Origin of the sequence: Phaeobacter sp. LSS9 (assembly GCF_003443595.1) — a bacterium.
GTDB classification, from domain to species: domain Bacteria; phylum Pseudomonadota; class Alphaproteobacteria; order Rhodobacterales; family Rhodobacteraceae; genus Phaeobacter; species Phaeobacter piscinae.
The window spans coordinates 357555-377515 of the sequence record NZ_CP031956.1 but is presented as its reverse complement, the minus strand read 5'-3'; the positions used below and the strand labels follow the sequence as shown (position 1 = coordinate 377515).

Below are 19961 nucleotides of genomic sequence, written 5' to 3'. Positions count from 1 at the left end.
TCGCGCTACCTGCGAGACTGCTGGGGGCCATGGCCACGGCCAGAACCATCGGGACGGAAGCGTGATAGAGATCTTGCCGAATGCGAGGATTTTTCAGAAACCGGGGCAGAGCCTGTTTTGCGAAACGATGAACAGACAAGGGTTCATCCTTTCTGCATCAAGCGATGATTGTGCAGCGCAACTGCGCCCGTCATGACCGCAACAGCCCAAATGGGAAGCGCCGCGCCCTCAGACCACAGCCAATAGACCAGGGCTGAGGCGACCAGCGCTTTGACCGTCAGGCCACCATTGACGCCCAGACGGTCGAACAAAACCCGCATGAACGGATTGGCCTCCCGATTGCCGGGACGGGCAAGCGCGCGTTTGGTGGTGATGACATCGCCCAATTGGGCCAGGACGAACACGATGATTGCAATGGTCATTGCAGCTATCCTTCATTGCTTTGTGAGGGGATGTGCCGTGCAGGCAGATGCCGCGCGCCTGTTGGCGCGCAGCAGTTTTGGCGCGGGTCCATACGGGCCAGCGCGTGCGGTGTCAGATTTTCAGGAAAAGTGGGGCGGCGTTAGAATAACGCCCGGTGTCAGGCGAGGATTTCAGGAACCCGATTGGCGTTGATCAGCCCTTCACTGACGAAATAGCCCAGGCTGGCGGTGACGTCCTCTGCATCGAGATGCACGTTTTCGATCAGATCCAGCATGGCAAGCCAGTCCTCAACCACCGGATCGGTTTTACCTGCGGTGCGAATGCCAACGCGCTCAGCTGTTGTGAGGCGCTGAAAGAACACCAGTTTCGGCAGGACGCGCGGTGCGACCGGCTCAACCGGATCAGGGGCGGCGGTTTCGGGCCAGGCGAATGACTGACCGTCCTGTGTCGTCATCCCCTGTTTCACGCTGCTGATCACCTCGGTGTAGCCACCGTGTAGGGCGGGGTGAATGACGCCGTCCAGATGGTCCAGCACCTGAATAACCGTGCCATTGGCGATTTTTGCATATGCCATGAGAGCCTCCTTAGTGAATGAGTGCGAATTGCAGGATGATCAGGCCGTCGCCGCCCCAACCGTAGCCCTGATCTGAGCCGTAGTTGTATCCGGTTGCGCCACCGCCCCCGGCGTTACCGCCGTGGCCGGGAACACAGTATTGGCCCGCTCCGCCGCCACCGCCAAGAAGACCGCCGGTTCCAGCTAAGTTTCGAACGCCGCCGGTTCCAGAGCCATGAGCAGATGCGGACCCTCCGCCAGCACCAGCAGAGCCGTTACCCGCGTTAACCCCTGCATGAGCATTTGAATGGAAGCAGCGCGCGCCACCACCGCCACCGCCACCCCCCAGCAAAATACGGTTTGGCAACAACACGGCTTCGCCCCAACCATTTCCGGCAGGTGTCATGGCCTGAGTGTTGTTGCTATAGGAGTAAGCTGTCCCCCCCTGTCCGCCTGGACCAATCAAACCAGCTCCACCAGTTCCGCCGTGCGATTCATGACTTGAAGATGGCATCCCGCTGCAGCCTGGTCCTGCGGTGCCGGAGCCTCCGGCAGAACTTGAAGAGCCCTCAGGCTTGATACCGTTGTAGTGAATAGAAGCCCCGGAGCCGCCACTATAGCTAATGCCATCTCCGCCGCTGTATCCTTCGGTCATGCCGCCCGGTGCAGGCGCGCTGCCACCGCCACCGCCGCCGCCGGACGACGACGACATCGTCCCTTCCCCGCCGGATCCGCCGCGCCGGTTGATATCACCACCAACGCCCATACCACCGGCAGAGAATGCGGCAAGGCCGAGGTTATCCGCGTCATTATTACCAGAGTTGCCGCCCGTCGCGGATAGCAGTGCCCCGAAGGACGATGTGCCACCAATACCAGTCGAAGTCTGGGCACCGAGGCCGATAGTCAACGAAACAGCCGCGCCAATGGTCAGAGCGGACAGCGGGATCTCGGACAGAGCAAGACCGCCAGCTGCGCCGCCGTATCCGTTGCCTGTGCCACCAGCACTACCGCCAGCACCGCCAGCCCCATACACATGCGCGCGGATTGGCACGCCGGGGTCAATGTTTTCAGGCACGATCCAGTCGAATACACCGGCCTTGTTGAAGATCGCGATTTCATTAAAGCGACCAGTGCGGGCGCTTTGCGCCCCTGTGATAATACGTCCCAATGTTCGTTCTCCTAAGATTTTGGGTTACGCCAGAGCCTCAAGGCCCCAGGCGAATGCGTTGATTGCGGCTGTATCGCTGAAGGCGGACACGGCCATATTTTCGGGCAGGATCACGCCGCTACGCTCCAACAGCGCCCCTTTGTCCAAGGTCGCCATGTCGAAGATATCGGCATCAGTCGGCGCGACATTTGCCGCGTGGATGTAGAATTTGACGACGGCGCGGTCCTGCGAGGTGTTCACAGCTGAGACGTTCAAATTCAGCAGCTTGCCTGCCGAGGTCGCGATGATTTCGGGGGTGTTGACCCCATCAAGAGTGGTTTTTGCAAATGGCATAGGGCTTTCCTTCCTTTACTGAGAGGCCACAAACAGGCCGAAAAACTGGGTGGATTTGAGGGCGGTACCTTGGAACTCCAAGGCCGCTTGGCGGACCTCGTCTTTCACGGCGACGATTGCGGCAATGGCCTCGGCCTGCGCTTGCGATAGCTGCACCTTGGCCTCTGCACCTGCCGCCATGACTTCGGCGATGGTGACCCGGCCACCGATGCGGTCCAGGGCCGTTGCCAGCATTGCAAGATCCTCCGGACCGGCACCATCTGCCGCCGCTTGGATCTTGCTGTTGAGGGCCTGTGCGACCAGTTCAAGTGACATTTCAGGTCTCCTTTAGATGTCCAAATTCAAGAGGGCGCGCACCCGGTGCTGTTGCAGCAGGCGCACGATTTCAGCGTTGTCAGAGAGGACTTGCGCCGATTGAGTTGCAGAGGCGGCGGCGGCTTGTGCCTCGGCCTCTGCGGCTTCAGACGCGATGCGGGCAGTCTCAGCGGCAGCGCGGTCGGCGCTGGCAGCGTCGGCCTGCGCGCGCGCCAGTGAGACGGTCTGATCAGACAGAAAGTCGTGGTAGTCCTCCAAGGTGCCGACACCACCACGGGACTGCCGCCAGACCTCAAAGACGCTTGGCCCGGTGAGGCCCGTATCGCCCTTGTCGCCCTGTGGCCCTTGGATGCCCTGCACACCTTGCGGCCCAACTGGACCAACCGGACCCACCTCACCCTGTGGGCCACGGGGGCCTTGAATACCCTGTTGCCCTCTTGGTCCCTCAGGACCGCGCAGGGGGCCTGCGTTGTCCCACTCGGCGTTGATATCGTCCCAGACAAAGATATCGCCCTGCACAGACCAGGCATCGCCAGCTGTGCCCGATCCGGGCAGAGCCGCAACATCGGCCAGCGTGCCCTTGATGTTCAGACCGGCGCCAGTGTCGCCCTTATCACCCTGAACACCCTGTTCGCCTTGCTCACCTTGGATACCCTGTTCGCCCCGGATACCCTGCTCACCACGCTCCCCTTGCACCCCTTGCTCACCTTGGATGCCGCGCTCGCCCTGGACGCCCTGAGGCCCCTGAATGCCTTGCTCGCCGCGTATGGCCTGCAAGAAGTCATCCACCGTCCCTGCGTTGCCCTGATCAAGCCAGAGCTGATATGCAGTGGCGCTGAAGGTGGAAAACACCGTTTTCCATGTCGCCCGCGTTGCGTTCAGCTCTTCAATCAGCCGGTCGAAGTATCCAATTAGTCGGATACTGAGGCCATGCGTCGGGATAATGGCATAGCCCAATCCGCTGCCTTGACCCTCGACCGGTTCGACAAGGCGCAGTTCAGTCGCGCTGACCACTGCGTCAATCTCGACCAATCCGGGCACGCCCTCGATCACCATCGCCCAACCGGATTTCTGTTCGATCCAATTGGTGCCGGTGCCCTGAATGGTGTTGCTGCCCTGGGCGATTTCGACCGTGCCGGTGCGATACCACGTCATGCTATTGTCCTTTCTCGGGAGGTTGCGGCCATGTGACGTTTCCGACGTCGGTGATGGTTTCTGTCAGATCGCGGAGCGCCTTGCGGTATTTGCGCCAGGCACGCCGATATGCCCGACGTGATCCCCAGACCCGCAGGTCAATCGGAACGTCGGGCATCTGCGTCCAGTCGGTTCCGGCCAACAGCTTGTCGCGCCGCCGCCGGATCGCGGCCATTTCAGCGGCCAGATCCAGTGGCGGTGTGAAAGACACCAACCGGCCCTGATCCACACGCACCCGCGAAAGATCCCGAAGGGAGGTCAATTCGGCTTCCCCGGCGAGATCCAGAGCAAGGGTTTTCTCCCCCGGTTCCAGCTGCCCCCCGATAGCTTCAGCGGGGCAGACAGTGATCTGCCTGATTTCTCCGGTGTCTTTGCAGTAGATCGCAAAGCGCTTGGGCTTTTTGTGGCGGTTCTCGCTCATCTCTGCCTCTGCAAAATGATCATGTCGCACCGCCGAACCACCCGCCCCTCTGGATAGGCTGCGATGTACCGGGTGATGCCAGGATTGATGGTTGTTGTGACGACTTCGGTGCCATCGGCGGCAGCGACCTCACCACCGCCGGTGCTGCCGTCACCAACCAAGGACAGAAGGTTATTTTTCCCGCCGGGGGTTTGCTCTTTGTAGATCTTCACGCCCGCAAACAACGCAGCAGAACCGCCGTCATCCTGACAATCATAGAGCACCTGGATGATCAGCGTGATTGGCTCATCATGGGTGTTCCTGATCTGGATCCGCTTCGTACCGCCACCACCCGTAGCCTCATAAAAGGTGGTGGCGGCGTTTTCTGCGATCTGTCGGGTGTCAACCGCCTTGCCCTTGATGTGCAGGGTGTCAACGGCGAGGGCCTTGATCTTTGCGCTGGAGATAGACGCGTTTCGGATCACCGCATCACGGATGTAGACCTTGCCACCTGAAATCAGGAAAGGCGACACGGCCCCCCCGCCTGAGCTGCTGGCCACGACAAAGCGGTCTGCCTGCACCGTGAAGGTGGTGGAGACAGATCCGTTGATCAGCTCCGACACCAGACCGAAGCCGGTCACGACGCCGTTGTTGTTGACCTGGACCCCGTATGTGCCTTTGACCCCATCGACCGAGGATTGCACCTGATTAACGGTCGTGGTCAGGCTATCAAGGGTACTGGTGACCGAGGTTGTCGCCGCCGAAATGGCCGAGTTGGTCTCAGCGATGGTGTAATAGTCAGCGTTTAGCGTGGCGGAGACCCCTGCGATTTCACTTCGCAGAGATGTACGCGCTGCCGAGATCGCAGAATTGACCTGCGCAATCGTGTAATAGCTGGTCGACAGAGAGGCGGAAACGCCATCAATTTCGGCGGTTAGAGATGTCCGTAGGACCGCGAGTGCGGAATCCTGCATTGCCGCAGTAATGTAGTTCTGCACCAGATCAGCGCGGACCCCATCCATCTCCGACGAAAGCGCCTCTGTCTTCTCATTCACCTCCCCCTCAATTCGGGCGGTTTCCAAAAACCCGGAAACCCGGTTTTCCAGGTCCACCTGCGCTAACTTTTCCAGCGCGTAGGTCATGCTGCCATTGAAGTCGTTCAGCGCTGAGACGGCCACGCCATCCACGTACTGCCACACCTCTTCTGACAGATCGTCCGGCCCGAGCCGAACATCATTGGTGTTGACCTCATACCAGGCCGACCAATCGACATTGACCTCATCAGCAACCCGCAAACTCGCAAAGTAGGTGTGCCCCGGCAGGATGCCTTGAGTGATCAGGAAGGTGTCGCCAACATCCATGGCAACGCCGTCGGCAATGCGGGTGCCCGCGAAGTCGAACACCCGCCATTCGATCCCCTCAACAATGGGGATCTGCGAAACCTCGATCGCAGCCCTGCGCGGGTTGCCGTCACTATCCAAGATATCAACGGGGGCAACCCGGACGCCATTCAGGATGAACAACACCGGCGGCGTCAGTTGGGTCACGCCGTCCGGCACTGGCAATTCATCATCAGTTGACCAACTGTGGTCAGCCGGGTCGACCTCGCGCACCTCAACCGAGGCCAACAGATCGTGCGGGTGGATTACCTTCTTTTCGATCGAGAAGTGTTTTCCGTCATACTCATTGTGTTCGGACGTCCAGGAGATCACCGACAAGGGCGGGAGATGCGCGAAATCCGGGGGGAGTGTGAAGCTGTGCAGCACATCGCGCTGCGCATCCTCAATATAGGCTTTCCCCACGCGCTGCACCTGAAGCGGGAAGGGACACGCCGACAAGGAAAGATCCTCTGACAGCCGCCGCCCCTCGTGCTGCGCCTCCAGCTCAGGGCGCAAGATACGCTCCGCCTCACTGACTTCCCAAGCAATGGCCGGGTTCGGATACTTCAGCGTCAGACTGTTCATGCTGTCTGCCAAGCCCGCAAACGGCGTCAGAGACATCGGCGCATCAACAATCAGATCATCATCCGTCAGGAACGCAGACGGCACCTGTGGCGCGCCCATGCGCACGTACCATGTACCGCCCTCTTCAGCGAGATCGCCGGTGCAGGCGTCCATGAACCGCTCCAGAACCTCAGCCGGTTCTGTCTCAGCGATCTTGATTTCAAAACCACCACGGAACTGCGGTTCCTCACTTTCATCTTTGGTGGCGATCAGACGATCGGCCTCATTCATGGCAGCGGCCCAAACCGACAGCGGGAGATCTGCAAGACGGGCCTCGCCGCCCCAGCGGGTGCCATCGGGAAATTCAAACCCACGAAGGACGGAATATGCCAACAGCGCGAGATTATCAGACTGCGCCACCTCGCCGACGCGGGGGTCGAGAAGCGGCAAGCCGCGCAGACCGAAGCGCATGCGGGGGAGGCCCGAGAAGACCTTAGCATCGTGCGTGAACTCAACGATCACATAACAGCGCCCACGACCGACCATTTCAGCGGTCCACGGAAAGTCGGGATCGGTGCCATAGTTCCGCTGCATCATGACGGGTGCTTTGGTTTGCGATCCGTCAAAATAGGTGACGGTCACCAGCCCTTTGAAGCTGTCCGGTTTGGAGGCGACGGTTTTGCCATGCTTGATTTTGCCGTCCAGCTTCAGTTTCTCGCCATTGACAAACACATCTTCCAGCGAGTGTCCGGGCATGCCAGCCAGGTCGATCACATAGGTCAGCACCTTGAGGCGGTCACCGCGCGAAAGAGGAGGGCAAACCCATGTGCCGGCAGTGCCGTAATAGCCGAGAATAAAGCTCTCAGAGTTGGTGCCGCCGGTTAGGGTCACCTCTGTCTGAATGCCCGAATTTTGCCCCTGCGCTTTGCGCATTTTGGACTTGGCAATCATGCTCATGGCCGAGCCGATCGCGAGTTGCAGCAACGCCGAACCAACAACACCAAGCGTGCCCACAAAAGCGGCGACGGCCTGGAAGGCGGCGATTACTGGCGCGGCGTCAGCAGGCCCTGACGACGCCAGCAAATACACCAAGGCCGCAAGAAACAGGTTTTTCATACGCGAAACCCTTTCAAACCAGCTTCCAAGGAAACGCGGCCAAGCCCGTTCCTTTGCAGAACGAATATTGACGGCCCCTGCACAACGCCGAGGGCATCCTCTCCCCCTTCCCCTTGAACCAAGGCGAGATCCCCGACACCGGCTTTGAGTGGCGGGATTTCTACAAAATGACGGATCACCAAGGCAGTGAGATCCACGACCCCCTCAGAGCGCAACAAGGCCATGCCTTCTGCGACTGTGCGATAGCGGCCGGCATATTCTGCGGCGAGATCTGCGCCGGTCATTGCCTGCACAGCACCGGCAGCAAACAAGGCGCAATCATGCGACCCTGGCCGAAATTTCTGCCGAGAGACCGAAGCCAAAAAGCCGCAAAGATTTGAACGCCATTGGCTATGGCGCTTAATTGATTGGGTCATTCCCGCCTCAATTTTTCAGATTGTGGAGTTTCAGTTAGTCCCGGTGCCGCCACCGGCCCCAGAAGACAGGGACAGCGCCGGATACATCCGCATATTGAAAAAACTTGTCGCCATCGCGCTTGGACTGTGCTGCCTGAGATTTGAGGACAGGCGCTTTGCGCGTCAACAAACGGGCATTGGAGACCAGATTCAGCTTCACCAGAGCGTCTCCGCCAGCCGCCCCGATTTCCTCAGGTGCCCCATCAATGACGCCGCTGAACACTCTGTGCAGGCCAAGCTGTGCGCCGGTCTCCGGATCAAACACAACAACATAGATCTGAACACGCGCGAAGCGCACATCACGGGCACGCACCAATGCGCGCACCTCCGGAGAAAAGGCCGCGAGATCCAGGCCATAGTTCTGGATCACCAAACCCGCCTCAGAGGTGAAGGCTTTGAGCTGCTGAATATTCCCGGCACCGAAGAACGCGCGGATCTCGCCATCGATCTCAAACTGCTGATGATCCCGACCGTCCCAAATACCAAGCGGCTTTGGGTCGCCGGTCAGATGCTCTTTCGCCTCAACCCACATCAAGACACGGTTGTGTTGGTCCCTGCGTTGGGAAACTGGCCAGCTCATCGGTAAGTCTGCCTCCACTTGAATTCAAAGCCGCCGTCGTAACCCGGCAGTCTTTCGATAGGGGTATAGGAATCGGGCACGTAAGAGGCTTTGCAGACAGGGCTGCGCAGCGTGACAACCTGCCCGACTTCTAGGCCAATCGGTAAGAACGGCAAAACCCGAAGCTCGCACTTTGGGGTATTGCCTGCGAAAGCCCCGCCGCGCTGGATACGCGCCAGGAAATGCCGGACGGGATCAGCGCCGTACTCGATCGACAACAGATCACCGGGCCGCAGCTCAAATCCTGCCGGGAGACCGCGCAGAACCAACTTGCGGCGATCCCCCAGGTCGAAGGAATGCACGGTTGCGACACTGTTGCCCTGAAGGGTGCCCAGCTTATCCGACTGCGGCCCTCTGCGCTTTGGGTCGCTGACCAGAAAACGTGCGCCGCCATGGCGGATCTCATCCATGAGCGCTTTAACTTCGTCCTGCGCGTCATGGCGATTGAGCGTCACAGCCGCCTTGCCCTGCCATAGCACGTCGCGGCGGCTGGCCCTGAGAACCTCGCCGCTGCCGGTGCCGGTCCCAGTCTGATCATCGGGTAAATCAAAGGTGATCGCCCGAAGGCGCAATTTGTTCCAGAACTCTGACAGCGCGAGGGGTGGTTGATTGCTCATGTGTAGCGATCCCTTGGTCTGTGGTTGATCTGCTGGACCTTCTGCGGCAAGGCGCGATCCGCATTTTCAGCCGCGCGTGAAATCTTCTGATCCGTCTGCAAACCGATCTCCGCGACGATTTTCCCGTCATCGCTCAGACGCATGGCGGATTGGGACAGGCGCACAACAACCTCTTGCGTTTGCACTTTGGACAGATCAGAGGACGCCGAGGCCCCCGCCGATTTGCCTGCAGCCGTCACCATCATGCGCGAAAGATCGTGGGGGATAACCCGCGCACCACTGGGCAGGTTGATCAGCTCGCCACCTTCCTCAAAGACCTGCGCGATACCTCCGGGGTGGTTCATGGTGCCCGACGCATAGGAGGGAACTTTAAAGATCGACCCCAGAAGCGACCCAAAGATCTTGCCACCGCCGCCCCCGAAGCTAAACAGGCTCATCATCAGCCGCTGAATGCCACTGGCAATGAGATCCTGCGCCATCCGCTGGAATACGCCCCGCATGGCATCGCCAAGGCTCTTGCCCTGAACGATTGCGCCTGCAAGTGAATCGGAAAATCCTTTGACCTTTTCTTTTAGGTACTTGAACGGCTCACTGAGCTTTTCCTTGATGGACTTGCCGCTCTTTCCCTTGCCAGCACCACCGCCGCCGCCATCACCAAGCTTATCCAGCTCCTGCTGTAGCCGGGTCGTGGCCTCCGACGTGCTGTCAATATCCCCCTCGGTTTCCTGCATCGCCTCGCGCAACGCATCGATGCTGGTCAACGGCGCTGTAGCCATATCAAGGAGAACATCGCTTGCGGCGCGGGCAGCAGCCGCGCTGGTGTCGATGCCAGATGCAACAGCTTCGAGACGATCCGCTCGACCGCCAAAGTCGCTGGTCCCCTGCGCCGCGTCATAGGCATCCTGCGCCGCCTGACCCATGCCCGCAGCCTTACCGGCAAACGGATTGTCGACACCCCCGAGATTGACTTCCCCCACCAGTCCGACCGACAGAGACCCGCCGCCAGCCCATGACGGCAGTTTTGCAAGGGCGCTGTTCAGACCAGATATGAACTTGTTGATGCGGCTCACCACCGCATTAATCATCCCCTCGACACCATCAATGACCGAGTTTGCGGCCTGAAACATGAAATCGCCAAGGGCCTGGGGGATGCCCTGAAATGCGGTCTTGAAGGCTTCAGCAGCGCCAATGCCGGAATCGACAATGGCCTCGGCGGCATTGGTGACGGTTCGAATAATACCTGCCCAGATCCGCACAGAGCGGGCCTGAAGATCAAAGAACCCAGCCCGCAGCCGGTCAACAGCCGCCAAGCCCGCAAGGCCGATCCGGTTGAATACCTCTTTCACAACATTCCACAGAAGGGACAGCGCTGTTCCCAGACCACCAGACCGTTGAACCAAATGCGTGAATTGGTCGACCAGCAGTCCTGCGGCCACCACGAGGGCACCGATGCCAGTGGCGACAAGTGCGCTCCGCAGGGCAATCAGCGCCCGCGACAAACTCTTGACGGCAACCCCCGCGACAGCGGCGGCACGGGACTTGGCCCCCAGAGCCATTTCCAAAGCGAGGGCCTGACGGGTTGCAGCGACAGCGGAGGCGACAAACTTTGCCCCAATCGCAACAACCAGTTTGATCCCGAAGGCTGCGGCAACAGCACCCGCGACAGCGGCAATGGTTCTGAGGCTGACGCCCAAGGCTGAAGCCCCAGCCACTAGAGCCGCGAAACCACCAACCACAGCAACAGCTGGTCCCGCGATCGCTGACAGCGCTAATGTGACCCCACCGATGGCAAGAGCCAATGGTCCTGCGACAGCCAGGAATGCCACGAACCCCGCAAGGGCCTGACGAACAGAAGGCGAAAGATCACGGAACCATTTGGACGCGTTCACAACCGCATTTGTGATGCGCTCCAACACGGGCGCCAGCGCCGCCATGGACTGCAACAATACACCCCGCAGCGTCTTGGAAAGACGCGAGAGGTTATCATTGAAGTTCTCGGCAGATTTGCCAGTCTTCTGATCGACAACCAGACCCAATTCGCGGGCCTCTTTCAGCATGCCCTGCAGGCCTGCCCGACCTCCGTTCAGCATTGGGATCAGGTTAGCGCCCGCGCGCCCGAACAGCTCAAATGCCAGCGCTGTTTTCTTGGCCCCGTCAGGCATGGCCGCAAGACGTTCTGCCGCATCTGCCATCACCTCAGATGTTGGACGCAGCTTGCCGTTAGTATCAGAAAAGCTGATCCCAAGATCCCGGAACAGAGCGGAGGTTCTTTTGCCGCCCGCAAATGCGTCCTGCATGTTCCGCGACAGGCGAACCAAACCGTTGTCTAGATCAGATGCACTGACTGCGGACATATCAGCGGCATGGCGGAGCGCAGAAAGCTCTTCAATCGGCACACCAAGTCGTTGCGCACTTTTGGACAGCTCATCAGCGGCATTGAGCTGATTGCGCACTGCCGCCAGCACACCAGCAGAAACAACAGAAAGGCCAACCCCTATCTTGGAGATAGCCTTTCCGAACCGCTTCACGCGGCTCTCACTTGACTTCAGACCTTTGTCGAACCCACGGGCATCAAGCCCGAGGGTCGCTTTGAGACGACCCACCAGAGACATTTCACGTGTTCCTTTGTGCTAGGAATTCTTTCCAGGTCATCACCGGGTGACCCCGCGCTGCAGCATCAATTGCACCGGGCAGAGCTTCGGGCGGCTGTGTTCGATCTTCACCGCGCAGGTCGTCGCAGTATTTCTGAAGGTCTTTGCCGTCCATACGGGAACCGGCAAACATGGCCTCAGCCAAGGCGGCCTGCTGATGCGCTCGACGGCGGGCCGCCGAACGCATCTCTTCAACATAAAGGCGCGGGGTAATCTGCCAGAACCGATCAGGATCAAGACCGGCATCAAGCCAATCATGCCGGAGCGAAGAGACCCCTACCCCGTCGCTCCGGCCGGTTTTCCCGGCGCGGACTCTGCCGCGTCCTCATCCGTCTCAGGCTCCGGTAGTGCCCGCTGAAGCATTGCGCGGATTTTGTCAGCATGCTTGGCAATGAACGCTTGCGCCTCTGCCAGTGTGGCGTCCGGGTGGTGCTTGGCCATTGCCGACTGCACCAGTCGGCGCAGCGTCGCAAACCCGGCATCATCACCGCGCATTTCTTCGATTGCAGAAAACGCATCTTGGCCCTGTAACGCCTCAAACCGCTCTAGTGCTGCCATATCAAGGCACAGGGTTTTGACGCGCCCACGCACGCGCCCGCTCACTTCACCTTTTGAATAGTCAACCATATACTCTTCACCCTTCGATCTTGGCTTGAATAAGGATACTCAGGTCAGCCATCTGGACACCCTTGGGGCCAATCCCTTTGGGAGTGTAGCCTTTGACGTAGCCTGCAAAGACTTTCGGGGTGGCTGCAGCGCCGCCAGTCTTCAGTTCCAGCTGCATCGGCTCCCCGGTGGCTTCTAAACCCGATAACAACACTTCTGTAGCGCTCCCCTCAACGTGCTGCACTTCGACGGTCCACGTCGCCACAGGGCGCATCCCTGGAATGGCCTCCTCGGTATCGTTTGGGCTGTACAGATGTGTGACGTCTAGTTCCGGGCGCTCTTGCTTTGGAAAATCAAAAGACTCGATCCCGAACAATCTGGTCCATGCGACAGGATCGCCGACGCCTGCGCGTACAGTTGAACCGTCGCCGCGAATTGCTCCGCTGCTTGACATATCATTCTTCTCCTATGTCGGATTACCCGCCTGTGCGGGTGTTTGCTGGCCTACAGAACTGCGGGCCAGTAGGTGAAAGAGAACATCATCGAGAGAGTGGAAACGGGTTTCTCCCCGGCGGTGTCCTCCTGATAGGTCGCCTCCTGAAAGCTCAGCTCATGTGCTTCATCTTCCAAGGCCGACAACAACAGCGCCTTGATCGCCGCTGCATCTTCGAATGCCAGACTTTCGAGATCCCCATCTGATCGCTTCAGCGCGATCACAACCGTGGTCACCGCCTCACCGCTGGTTAGGGTATCTTTGTCATCGTCTGTCCAGCGAGGCACCCCGACACCAAAAGCGGGTAGGGAATCCTCAGTGATGCGCTTGTCCCATATTCCAAACTGGCGGAACCCGGCAAAGCGCGGGTCAGCTGTTATCGTTGCGCGCGCGGTCGAAAGGGTCTCAGCGATCTTTGTTGTCATGGCTCAAGCTCCAGTTCATAGACCACCATGCGATCTGCTGACGGTGACGGACTTGGCTCACCGCTCTTGACCACAAAACGCGCACCGGGTGCGATAGACGGCTCTACCAAGTCGCCAAACGCAAGGCGGGTGGTCTGAGGCACCTTCAGGGTTGGGCTCATGACCAGGACAGGAAACCCATCATCGCCAGCCACCTCGATTGGATCGCGACGAAAGACACCCTGGATGGTGCCAACATCACCGTTTGCGCGTGTGATCAGAACCGGATCACCAAACAGATCATTCAGCAATCCGGCCATGCCATCGAAAAAATGGCTCATTGGTTTAGCGGATCACGCCGTCCAGAAGGACCAAGCCGCTGTCAGACGGGTTTGCCGCGTCCAGAACAGCCGCGCCGATCAAGGTGTTTCCGCCCGCTGTGGTCGTGCATTTGGCGTCGGCGGTGTTCCAGTAGACCTTTGCGCCCTGCGCCCATGCCTGGGCCGACACTTTCGGCAGAGTGAAACAGCCCTTGCGGACGATTTCGACCTCTTCACCAGCGAGGGCATTATGCTGGGCAATACCGATCAGAGCGCCAACCTTGACGAGGTCCCCAGATTTCACATCTGCCGGAGCAATGACGGGGAGATGATCACCGGGCTTTACATAGTTTTTCATGACAAACCTTCCTTTGTCAGCGTTGCAAACGACGAAGGGCGGCACTTGCCGCCCTTTCGTCACATCAGTTCATGTTGGGAAAACTGCCCGACTTACTGACCGGGAACTTTCACGATACCGCGGAACTCTGACGGAGCCGCACCGAAGATATGGCGCGCTGTCATCGTCACTTTGTCAGGGTTCATACCCTCAACGGTGCGAACCGTCGGGGCCTGATGCCCTTCCAAATAGGCCACGGTGATAGGCGGCAGGTCAGACGATGCGACATACCAATTCGTGTCAGAACCACCCTGAGCAACTGAACCGATATGCGGCGCAACAACCGGCGTCAGCGTAGCGCGCCAGGGGTTGGCATCAGCCATTTTTGCCGGGGTCACGTCAGCGATAAATTTGCCCGCATCGGTTTCCAGCGCCGGGGGAACAATCAGAAGATCAGGCTCGACCATCAGGAAGTCCTCAGCGCCATCCGCAGAACCAAAGGCTTTCTGTTCCCACATCAGCTTGCGGGCTTTGCCGACGCTCTCAGCACCAATCGCACCCGCAGGGGCAATGTTCTTGTGTCTGGCATGGAACAGAGCGGTCTTGTCAGACTTCAGCACCGCATTGGAGCGCAGAAGTGCCCAGACCATGGATGCTTCCATGAGCCGCGCGGCCATCGCAAAATCCGTGGGAATGCGGTTGAACGCGCCCATGTCATCATTCATGACCGCTTCAAAAGTCAGGTTGATGGTCCGGCCACGGCGCTCGACCTTCAGGCCCTCCGCCTCATCTGCAAGGGTGGCCTCTTCATATTCGCCGTTCTCGCGGACTTTCTTGAGCTGGAAATCCCCGCCAAAGCGCGCCGCATGCAACTCGCGGAAATCGCTGGCCTGCATCGGCGTGCCGGTCAGAACCTGCCAGTTTGCAGTGCGCCGCTCATAGGTGGCAATCAGGCTGCGGTTCATTACTTCAGTGGTGATATAGGCAAAGTCGCTAACGCCATGCGCGCCGCCCATCATTGTGGTGGAGCGCATACCGCGCTGAACCTGCGCGAATGTATCGAAGCTGGAGCCGCCGCCCAGTTCCATCGCAAGCCCCCGCACCCGCATCCCACGGAACTGCTCACCCGGCCCGGTATAGTCGGACATCAGCGCTTGGATCATGCCTTCCATACGGGTTTCGGCTTCATCCTGACGGGCGCCAATCGGTGCGGCCGGCACAACGCGATCAGGCGTTGCCGCCATAAGGGTCATGAACCGTGCGCCTGCGGCTTCCACCGTGAGGCCCTGATCAATAACAGTGTCGATCTGCATCTGCGCCAACTGCCCGGATTCGCGATACGGTGCTGCCATCGTCCGGATAGCGGTCTGACGCTGGCGCTCTGCCTGCACAGCCTGCTCAATTTCGGGCGTGCTGGTCATGGTGGTTTCCGGCGCGGCACCTTCAGGCGGCGTGACCGAGGGCGTCGGATTGGGGGTCTGCTGATTGGTATCGTTCGGCATCTCTTGAGCCTCCTGTGAAGCGGTCATACTGACCTGGGGTTTCGCACCGGGCTTGCCGCCCAATGCGCGAAAATGCTGCATGGCCATGAGATACTGGCGATGGTGGCGGGCCATTTCGGTTTGCACCGCTGCCAATGCCTCATCCTCTGGCACGTCTGATTTTGGACTGCCGATAACGGCATCAGCGAAGCCGGTTTCCACCGCCTTCGCTGCATTCAGGTAGGTCTCGGCAGTCATCATCGCCTTGACCTCATCGCTCGACCGCCCCGATCGAGCCGCGTAGACATCGGCATAGGTGCTGGCGAGGGTGCGAAGCCGCTCCGCCTCAGCCTCGTGCGCCTCTGCCGTGCCCCAACATCCACCCGACGGATCGTGGATCATGATGAACGAACCGGCGGACATTTCGATCTGGTCAGCCCCCATGATCAGCAGAGAGGCCGCGCTCGCGGCCATGCCGTTGACCAAAACAGTGACCTTGCCCGAATGGGCTTCGAACGCGGCCCGCGCCGCCTCACCTTCGAAAGGGTCGCCGCCATTGGAGTTGACCCGTACGGTCACGTCGCCGGAGAAGGACGAAAGCGCATCACGCACCATCCGGCTAGAGAAATACCCAGCCCCCATCCATTCGCAGGTCTCATGGTCGTGGATGTAACCTTCCAGAACGATTTCACCGTTCAGGATCAAATCATTGCCGTTCATCTTCCTCATCCTCTTCGATGGTTTCGTCCTCTGGGGGGCGCTGGTTTCTGTTGGCCGGAGCCGTTGGGGTTCCGCCGCGATTGGCGTCTTCCTCCCGTTCGCGCGCAATCACGTCGGGGTCGTATCCAAGTTCGCGCTGTTTTCGCTGCAGGCTTGTCAATCCGGCTTCGATCTCATCGACGGCAGCGCCGATCTCTTTTGCCGGGTCGATCATCGGGCGTTTCGGGGCGGTCCAGTCGATCGACTTTGGAACCGGCGCGAGACCCTTGGAGGCTTCCACCAGACGCCAGCTATCCCGCGTCCAACGCGCGACCCCCATGCAGAATTGAGTGATGATGATCGCGCGCTGCCAGATCTCGACAAAGCGGTCCATTTCAATGCGCCCCATCTTGCCGGAGCTGAAGTTGACCCCGCGCAGATCCCCGAAGCTCTCATAGCTGAGGCCCAACCCCATCGCGATTGTTCGGATCGCTTGGTTCATGAACTCCTGATAGCCATCGACCTTTGGTGGTTCTGAGGCCGTGACCTCCTGCCCTTCTGCCAGCCCTACAATCGCGCCCGGTTCCAAATGGCTCAGCTGCGCGCCGCCGTATGTCTTCCCGTCAGCACCAGACTTGACGAAAAACGCCAGCAGAGATCCGATCTTCTGCTTGAGGATCTGCGCATCCTGATAGTCACTGATCTCACCAAGGGTGGTCATGACAGGCGCAAGCCACGGAATGCCGCGCATCTGGCCTGGGCGCTCAATCCGGCGGATGTGCAGGATCTGGTCAGCAGGAACGCGAGTGCTGGTCATCTTGCGCCGCCGCCGCCACCCGACCTCGCCCGGATGCTGGTCAAAAAGGTGGTAGGCGACCGCCTTCCCGGTAGGCCCGTACTCGATCCCTTCGATCACATCGTTGTTGCCGTTGCTGGTTATGCTTTCATCAAGGTGATCCACCTCCATGAGCTGAACCTGAAACGGCAATGTCAGATTTGGGTCAAACAGCGTGTTGCGCATGCGGCGACGCACAAGGATTTCGCCATCGGTGAAAACCGAATTCATCACCAGCGTCTGAAGGCCGAGGATGTCGCTGACGCCATAAGTGTCGATTGCAGTCGTCAGGAGGTGATCTTGGACCACTTCCATCGCCTCACTTGCGCGGTCTTCTTGCCCCTGTTCCATGCGGACGGAAGGGCGGATGCCGGTGCCAACGACATTGCCGGACGTCACATCCCGGCCACGCACCGCAAGGGCGCGGTTTCGCATAAAATCCCGGCTCAGGTTGCGCAGGCGGGAGCGGCTGCCAAGCGCTGCACTGTCGGCAGATGTCCCCGGTGATTTCCACCCATATGTGCGCCGCCCCTTTGATGCCGCGTCATAGTTCATCAAGGTGTACGCAGCACTCCGCGTCTTGACACGTGCCAACCCGCGCTCCGGGCTGATTGCCAGCACCGCTTTATCAAGCCAGCGCATCAGTAACCCCGCCCCGCTGTCGCATAGGAGACGGTCATCTCGTTTCCGCCACCTGAGATGGTGCCCTCAATATCGCGGATGCGGCGGCGCATTTCCGAGCCGCTGGTGAAGGTGACTTTTTCGCCCGCCAACTCCACGGACAGGACACCCTTGGCATAGGCATCCTTCAGTTTCTGCAATTGATCTTGCGAGTACATGCCCATCATCTCCTTAGAAAACTGACGAATTGCTGCGCAGGTGGTTCTTTCTCGCGCGCAGGCTCTGCGGCCTCGCCCTCATCGACTGACAGCGCGACCGCGAATTCGTTTTGAATACCGCCTAGCGCCCACTCCGGCGGGGCTGCCCAGTCGATACGCAACAGGCCCTTGTGTTCCGCACCGGCGCGCGCCTGGACGGAAAGGTCGATCGCCTCGTTTCGGACTTGGCCGGGCTTCTTTTCCCAACCGTCAGAGGCGCGCTGTTCTGCGACAAACTCTTGTAAGAGTGCGGTGTTTTCCCGCATCCAGCTTGGCAACAGGAATGGCCCCGCACCCCCGGTTGCGCGCTTCAGCGACACAGCCAAGGTATCCTTGAGACGGTCTGTGGCCATTGTCAGGATGCGAATAGAGCGCGCGGCCTTACCGCCGCTGCCCCGTTCCGGCTCTGCATACTTGATGCGGAATGGAACCTTGAATTTGCCCTCACCTCGCGACACGCGCCAAATGTGCCCTTCGTCCTCCTTGCGGCGGCGCTTCAGGAATTTCTCTGCGTTGTCACTGACGCCGGGTTCACCGTGGAAATCCACGATGCAGTGAACTGGCTTCAGGCCGTAATCCTCGCCCTCGATCGGCACCACCTTTTGCGCCAACCCATCCAAGACCTTCCAGTCCTCAGAGTATCGCGCAGGCTCCAACCGGCGGATCTCATCGCCGCTGCCCCGATTGGGGGCATCTACGGGCGGTTGTGTCAGGTCGAACCGATCGACAACCTGAGCCTTTCCATCTTCTCCAAATGCAGTGATCTGCACCGGGAAGTAAGATCCCTGAACGTCAACGGTGATGACGATAAAGCGGGTCCACGATGGGGCCACACCACGCTCTGCCTCGCGCAGGTTATCCTTGAGGAACTGGACAGTCAGCTCGCCCTCTTTCTTGTCGACCTTCCTGTGATAGGGGACGCCCACGTCGGTGTAATAGTAGCGGGCAAGGGCAACCTCATCACCGAGCCTCGCGAGGGCATTCTCTGCAACCAGACGCCGTGAAATCAGCTCCGACCACTTGGCAAAGGTCGCCGCTGCCCCGTTCAATGCCCAGGATGCAATCTCGGATCCACGAATGCGGCTGTCATTCAACGGCACCAGGCCGCTACCGTCTTCTGTCTCATGGAGCCAACCGCCGCGACCCGCCAAGGCGGCGCGGTTCAATTCGGTCTTGTGCTGAGGTCCGACGTACCCACCACAATGCGGACAAACCATCACAGCTGTCTCGCCAGCCGCTATCGGCGGTAGAGTTTTGTCATATTCCAACCGCTCTACGGTAGGTTCGTACAGCTCTTTGCAGTCACGGCATTCCCAATACCAGCGACCGCGCGTGCCCTCATTGTAGAGCAACACAATCCCATGCTTGACCGGCGGCAGCTCATGTGGGTGCTGCTCGGCAGCCTCCCACTCCTCATCTGTTACGGGCCACGCCGGGGTACTTTCCGCGAAGACAAATCCCCGACTGAGAAACGTCTTCACCCGCTGTTTTGCCATGTCGAAAGACGAACCCTCAGGCGCGTCCTTTCTGACGCCCAGCTCTGGCGGGAAGTGGTCATAGTCGGTCAGAGCTACCAGCTTGTACTTTGCCGAGGACAGCCACTGCGGTGTCGGATACCCAAGCATCAACCGCATGCCCAGAAAACGCTTACGGCTGAAGGTGTCATCATCGCGCCCTTTGCCGAGCCGCTTATAGACCTCCGGGCTGTTGTGAATGACCGGGTTCAAGGATTCCTCAACCCAGCGGTCCCGGCTGGGCTTGTCCATGTGCATCACCAAAGTCGGCGAAGGATCACAGATCACTGGATGTAGCGCCGTGGTGATCAACGCCATGGTCTTGCCGGATTGCGATGGCCCGACAAAGGCGCCACCCTTGTAGAGGCGTGATTGGATCGTGTTGGCAGGCTCGACCATGTAGGGCGTGACGTCAGGGTCGTAGTTCTGCCAGACCCCGCGCGCCTCTACCCGAACATTCTGCTGGGCACACTCGATCGGCGTGATGCGGCTGGGAGCGTCCAGGATCGGCAGGCAATCTGCCAGCACTTCACCCGCTTTGGTATGCGGCGGCAGTGGGGGCAGATCCATGATCTGTCCCAGCGCATGATCTCGATTTTCCAGCATG

At 59.5% G+C, this 19961-nt stretch carries 22 protein-coding genes; all 22 read right to left on the bottom strand.

Annotation, left to right across the window (positions count from 1 at the left end; translation table 11 throughout):
• Window positions 1-143: 143 nt before the first annotated feature.
• Window positions 144-422: a DUF5658 family protein gene (locus tag D1820_RS01865; protein ID WP_118067679.1), complete on the bottom strand. Its 279-nt coding sequence runs from the start codon at window positions 420-422 to the stop codon at window positions 144-146.
• Between the two features lie 158 nt (window positions 423-580).
• Entirely contained in the window at window positions 581-997 is a 417-nt protein-coding gene (locus D1820_RS01860; protein WP_118067678.1) for a hypothetical protein, read from the bottom strand.
• A 10-nt stretch (window positions 998-1007) separates the two neighbouring features.
• Window positions 1008-2144 carry a hypothetical protein gene (locus D1820_RS01855; RefSeq protein ID WP_118067677.1) on the bottom strand — a complete coding sequence of 379 codons (1137 nt, stop codon included), beginning with the start codon at window positions 2142-2144 and terminating at the stop codon, window positions 1008-1010.
• A 24-nt stretch (window positions 2145-2168) separates the two neighbouring features.
• Window positions 2169-2477 (bottom strand): hypothetical protein, encoded by a 309-nt coding sequence (locus tag D1820_RS01850; protein ID WP_118067676.1) that lies wholly within the window; start codon window positions 2475-2477, stop codon window positions 2169-2171.
• Between the two features lie 15 nt (window positions 2478-2492).
• On the bottom strand, window positions 2493-2792 hold the full coding sequence (locus D1820_RS01845; protein ID WP_118067675.1) for a hypothetical protein: 300 nt from the start codon (window positions 2790-2792) through the stop codon (window positions 2493-2495).
• A 12-nt stretch (window positions 2793-2804) separates the two neighbouring features.
• Entirely contained in the window at window positions 2805-3947 is a 1143-nt protein-coding gene (locus D1820_RS19040; protein ID WP_162894059.1) for a collagen-like protein, read from the bottom strand.
• 1 nt (window position 3948) lies between these two features.
• Window positions 3949-4407, bottom strand: a complete 459-nt coding sequence (locus tag D1820_RS01830; RefSeq protein ID WP_118067672.1) for a tail fiber assembly protein — start codon at window positions 4405-4407, stop codon at window positions 3949-3951.
• Complete coding sequence (locus D1820_RS01825; protein ID WP_118067671.1) at window positions 4404-7445, bottom strand: phage tail protein; 3042 nt, start codon at window positions 7443-7445, stop codon at window positions 4404-4406. Before D1820_RS01825 ends, D1820_RS01830 begins: the two co-directional genes overlap by 4 nt.
• Window positions 7442-7861, bottom strand: coding sequence for a hypothetical protein (locus D1820_RS01820; protein ID WP_118067670.1), 420 nt, complete (start codon window positions 7859-7861; stop codon window positions 7442-7444). The genes D1820_RS01825 and D1820_RS01820 overlap by 4 nt, the downstream gene beginning before the upstream one ends.
• Before the next feature lie 34 nt (window positions 7862-7895).
• Complete coding sequence (locus tag D1820_RS01815; protein WP_162894058.1) at window positions 7896-8480, bottom strand: hypothetical protein; 585 nt, start codon at window positions 8478-8480, stop codon at window positions 7896-7898.
• Complete coding sequence (locus D1820_RS01810; RefSeq protein ID WP_118067668.1) at window positions 8477-9136, bottom strand: hypothetical protein; 660 nt, start codon at window positions 9134-9136, stop codon at window positions 8477-8479. Before D1820_RS01810 ends, D1820_RS01815 begins: the two co-directional genes overlap by 4 nt.
• A complete protein-coding gene (locus tag D1820_RS01805; RefSeq protein WP_118067667.1) occupies window positions 9133-11748 on the bottom strand; it encodes a phage tail tape measure protein in 2616 nt (871 codons plus the stop codon). The genes D1820_RS01810 and D1820_RS01805 overlap by 4 nt, the downstream gene beginning before the upstream one ends.
• 1 nt (window position 11749) lies before the next feature.
• Window positions 11750-11932 carry a hypothetical protein gene (locus D1820_RS01800; protein WP_162894057.1) on the bottom strand — a complete coding sequence of 61 codons (183 nt, stop codon included), beginning with the start codon at window positions 11930-11932 and terminating at the stop codon, window positions 11750-11752.
• Window positions 11933-12063: 131 nt separating this feature from the next.
• Entirely contained in the window at window positions 12064-12414 is a 351-nt protein-coding gene (locus D1820_RS01795; RefSeq protein ID WP_118067666.1) for a hypothetical protein, read from the bottom strand.
• A gap of 7 nt (window positions 12415-12421) precedes the next feature.
• Window positions 12422-12847 carry a phage tail tube protein gene (locus tag D1820_RS01790; RefSeq protein WP_118067665.1) on the bottom strand — a complete coding sequence of 142 codons (426 nt, stop codon included), beginning with the start codon at window positions 12845-12847 and terminating at the stop codon, window positions 12422-12424.
• Between the two features lie 50 nt (window positions 12848-12897).
• Complete coding sequence (locus D1820_RS01785; protein ID WP_072503512.1) at window positions 12898-13311, bottom strand: hypothetical protein; 414 nt, start codon at window positions 13309-13311, stop codon at window positions 12898-12900.
• Window positions 13308-13631, bottom strand: coding sequence for a hypothetical protein (locus D1820_RS01780; RefSeq protein WP_102884798.1), 324 nt, complete (start codon window positions 13629-13631; stop codon window positions 13308-13310). Before D1820_RS01780 ends, D1820_RS01785 begins: the two co-directional genes overlap by 4 nt.
• Before the next feature lie 4 nt (window positions 13632-13635).
• A complete protein-coding gene (locus D1820_RS01775; RefSeq protein ID WP_118067664.1) occupies window positions 13636-13968 on the bottom strand; it encodes a DUF2190 family protein in 333 nt (110 codons plus the stop codon).
• A 92-nt stretch (window positions 13969-14060) separates the two neighbouring features.
• On the bottom strand, window positions 14061-16148 hold the full coding sequence (locus tag D1820_RS01770; protein WP_162894056.1) for a head maturation protease, ClpP-related: 2088 nt from the start codon (window positions 16146-16148) through the stop codon (window positions 14061-14063).
• Window positions 16135-17604: a phage portal protein gene (locus D1820_RS01765; protein WP_118067662.1), complete on the bottom strand. Its 1470-nt coding sequence runs from the start codon at window positions 17602-17604 to the stop codon at window positions 16135-16137. Before D1820_RS01765 ends, D1820_RS01770 begins: the two co-directional genes overlap by 14 nt.
• Entirely contained in the window at window positions 17604-17801 is a 198-nt protein-coding gene (locus D1820_RS01760) for a phage head-tail joining protein (protein WP_162894055.1), read from the bottom strand. The genes D1820_RS01765 and D1820_RS01760 overlap by 1 nt, the downstream gene beginning before the upstream one ends.
• 5 nt (window positions 17802-17806) lie before the next feature.
• Complete coding sequence (locus D1820_RS01755) at window positions 17807-19960, bottom strand: terminase gpA endonuclease subunit (RefSeq protein WP_118067660.1); 2154 nt, start codon at window positions 19958-19960, stop codon at window positions 17807-17809.
• Window position 19961 lies beyond the last annotated feature (1 nt).

Excerpts from the sequence above, each read along its gene's own strand:
- D1820_RS01815 (WP_162894058.1), bottom strand. The coding sequence starts at position 8,480 with ATGAGCTGGCCAGTTTCCCAACGCAGGGACCAACACAACCGTGTCTTG.
- D1820_RS01845 (WP_118067675.1), bottom strand. The coding sequence starts at position 2,792 with ATGTCACTTGAACTGGTCGCACAGGCCCTCAACAGCAAGATCCAAGCG.
- D1820_RS01810 (WP_118067668.1), bottom strand. The coding sequence starts at position 9,136 with ATGAGCAATCAACCACCCCTCGCGCTGTCAGAGTTCTGGAACAAATTG.
- D1820_RS01775 (WP_118067664.1), bottom strand. The coding sequence starts at position 13,968 with ATGAAAAACTATGTAAAGCCCGGTGATCATCTCCCCGTCATTGCTCCG.
- D1820_RS01860 (WP_118067678.1), bottom strand. The coding sequence starts at position 997 with ATGGCATATGCAAAAATCGCCAATGGCACGGTTATTCAGGTGCTGGAC.
- D1820_RS19040 (WP_162894059.1), bottom strand. The coding sequence starts at position 3,947 with ATGACGTGGTATCGCACCGGCACGGTCGAAATCGCCCAGGGCAGCAAC.
- D1820_RS01820 (WP_118067670.1), bottom strand. The coding sequence starts at position 7,861 with ATGACCCAATCAATTAAGCGCCATAGCCAATGGCGTTCAAATCTTTGC.
- D1820_RS01825 (WP_118067671.1), bottom strand. The coding sequence starts at position 7,445 with ATGAAAAACCTGTTTCTTGCGGCCTTGGTGTATTTGCTGGCGTCGTCA.
- D1820_RS01785 (WP_072503512.1), bottom strand. The coding sequence starts at position 13,311 with ATGACAACAAAGATCGCTGAGACCCTTTCGACCGCGCGCGCAACGATA.
- D1820_RS01795 (WP_118067666.1), bottom strand. The coding sequence starts at position 12,414 with ATGGTTGACTATTCAAAAGGTGAAGTGAGCGGGCGCGTGCGTGGGCGC.
- D1820_RS01850 (WP_118067676.1), bottom strand. The coding sequence starts at position 2,477 with ATGCCATTTGCAAAAACCACTCTTGATGGGGTCAACACCCCCGAAATC.
- D1820_RS01865 (WP_118067679.1), bottom strand. The coding sequence starts at position 422 with ATGACCATTGCAATCATCGTGTTCGTCCTGGCCCAATTGGGCGATGTC.
- D1820_RS01765 (WP_118067662.1), bottom strand. The coding sequence starts at position 17,604 with ATGCGCTGGCTTGATAAAGCGGTGCTGGCAATCAGCCCGGAGCGCGGG.
- D1820_RS01770 (WP_162894056.1), bottom strand. The coding sequence starts at position 16,148 with ATGAACGGCAATGATTTGATCCTGAACGGTGAAATCGTTCTGGAAGGT.
- D1820_RS01755 (WP_118067660.1), bottom strand. The coding sequence starts at position 19,960 with ATGCTGGAAAATCGAGATCATGCGCTGGGACAGATCATGGATCTGCCC.
- D1820_RS01830 (WP_118067672.1), bottom strand. The coding sequence starts at position 4,407 with ATGAGCGAGAACCGCCACAAAAAGCCCAAGCGCTTTGCGATCTACTGC.
- D1820_RS01760 (WP_162894055.1), bottom strand. The coding sequence starts at position 17,801 with ATGTACTCGCAAGATCAATTGCAGAAACTGAAGGATGCCTATGCCAAG.
- D1820_RS01790 (WP_118067665.1), bottom strand. The coding sequence starts at position 12,847 with ATGTCAAGCAGCGGAGCAATTCGCGGCGACGGTTCAACTGTACGCGCA.
- D1820_RS01780 (WP_102884798.1), bottom strand. The coding sequence starts at position 13,631 with ATGAGCCATTTTTTCGATGGCATGGCCGGATTGCTGAATGATCTGTTT.
- D1820_RS01805 (WP_118067667.1), bottom strand. The coding sequence starts at position 11,748 with ATGTCTCTGGTGGGTCGTCTCAAAGCGACCCTCGGGCTTGATGCCCGT.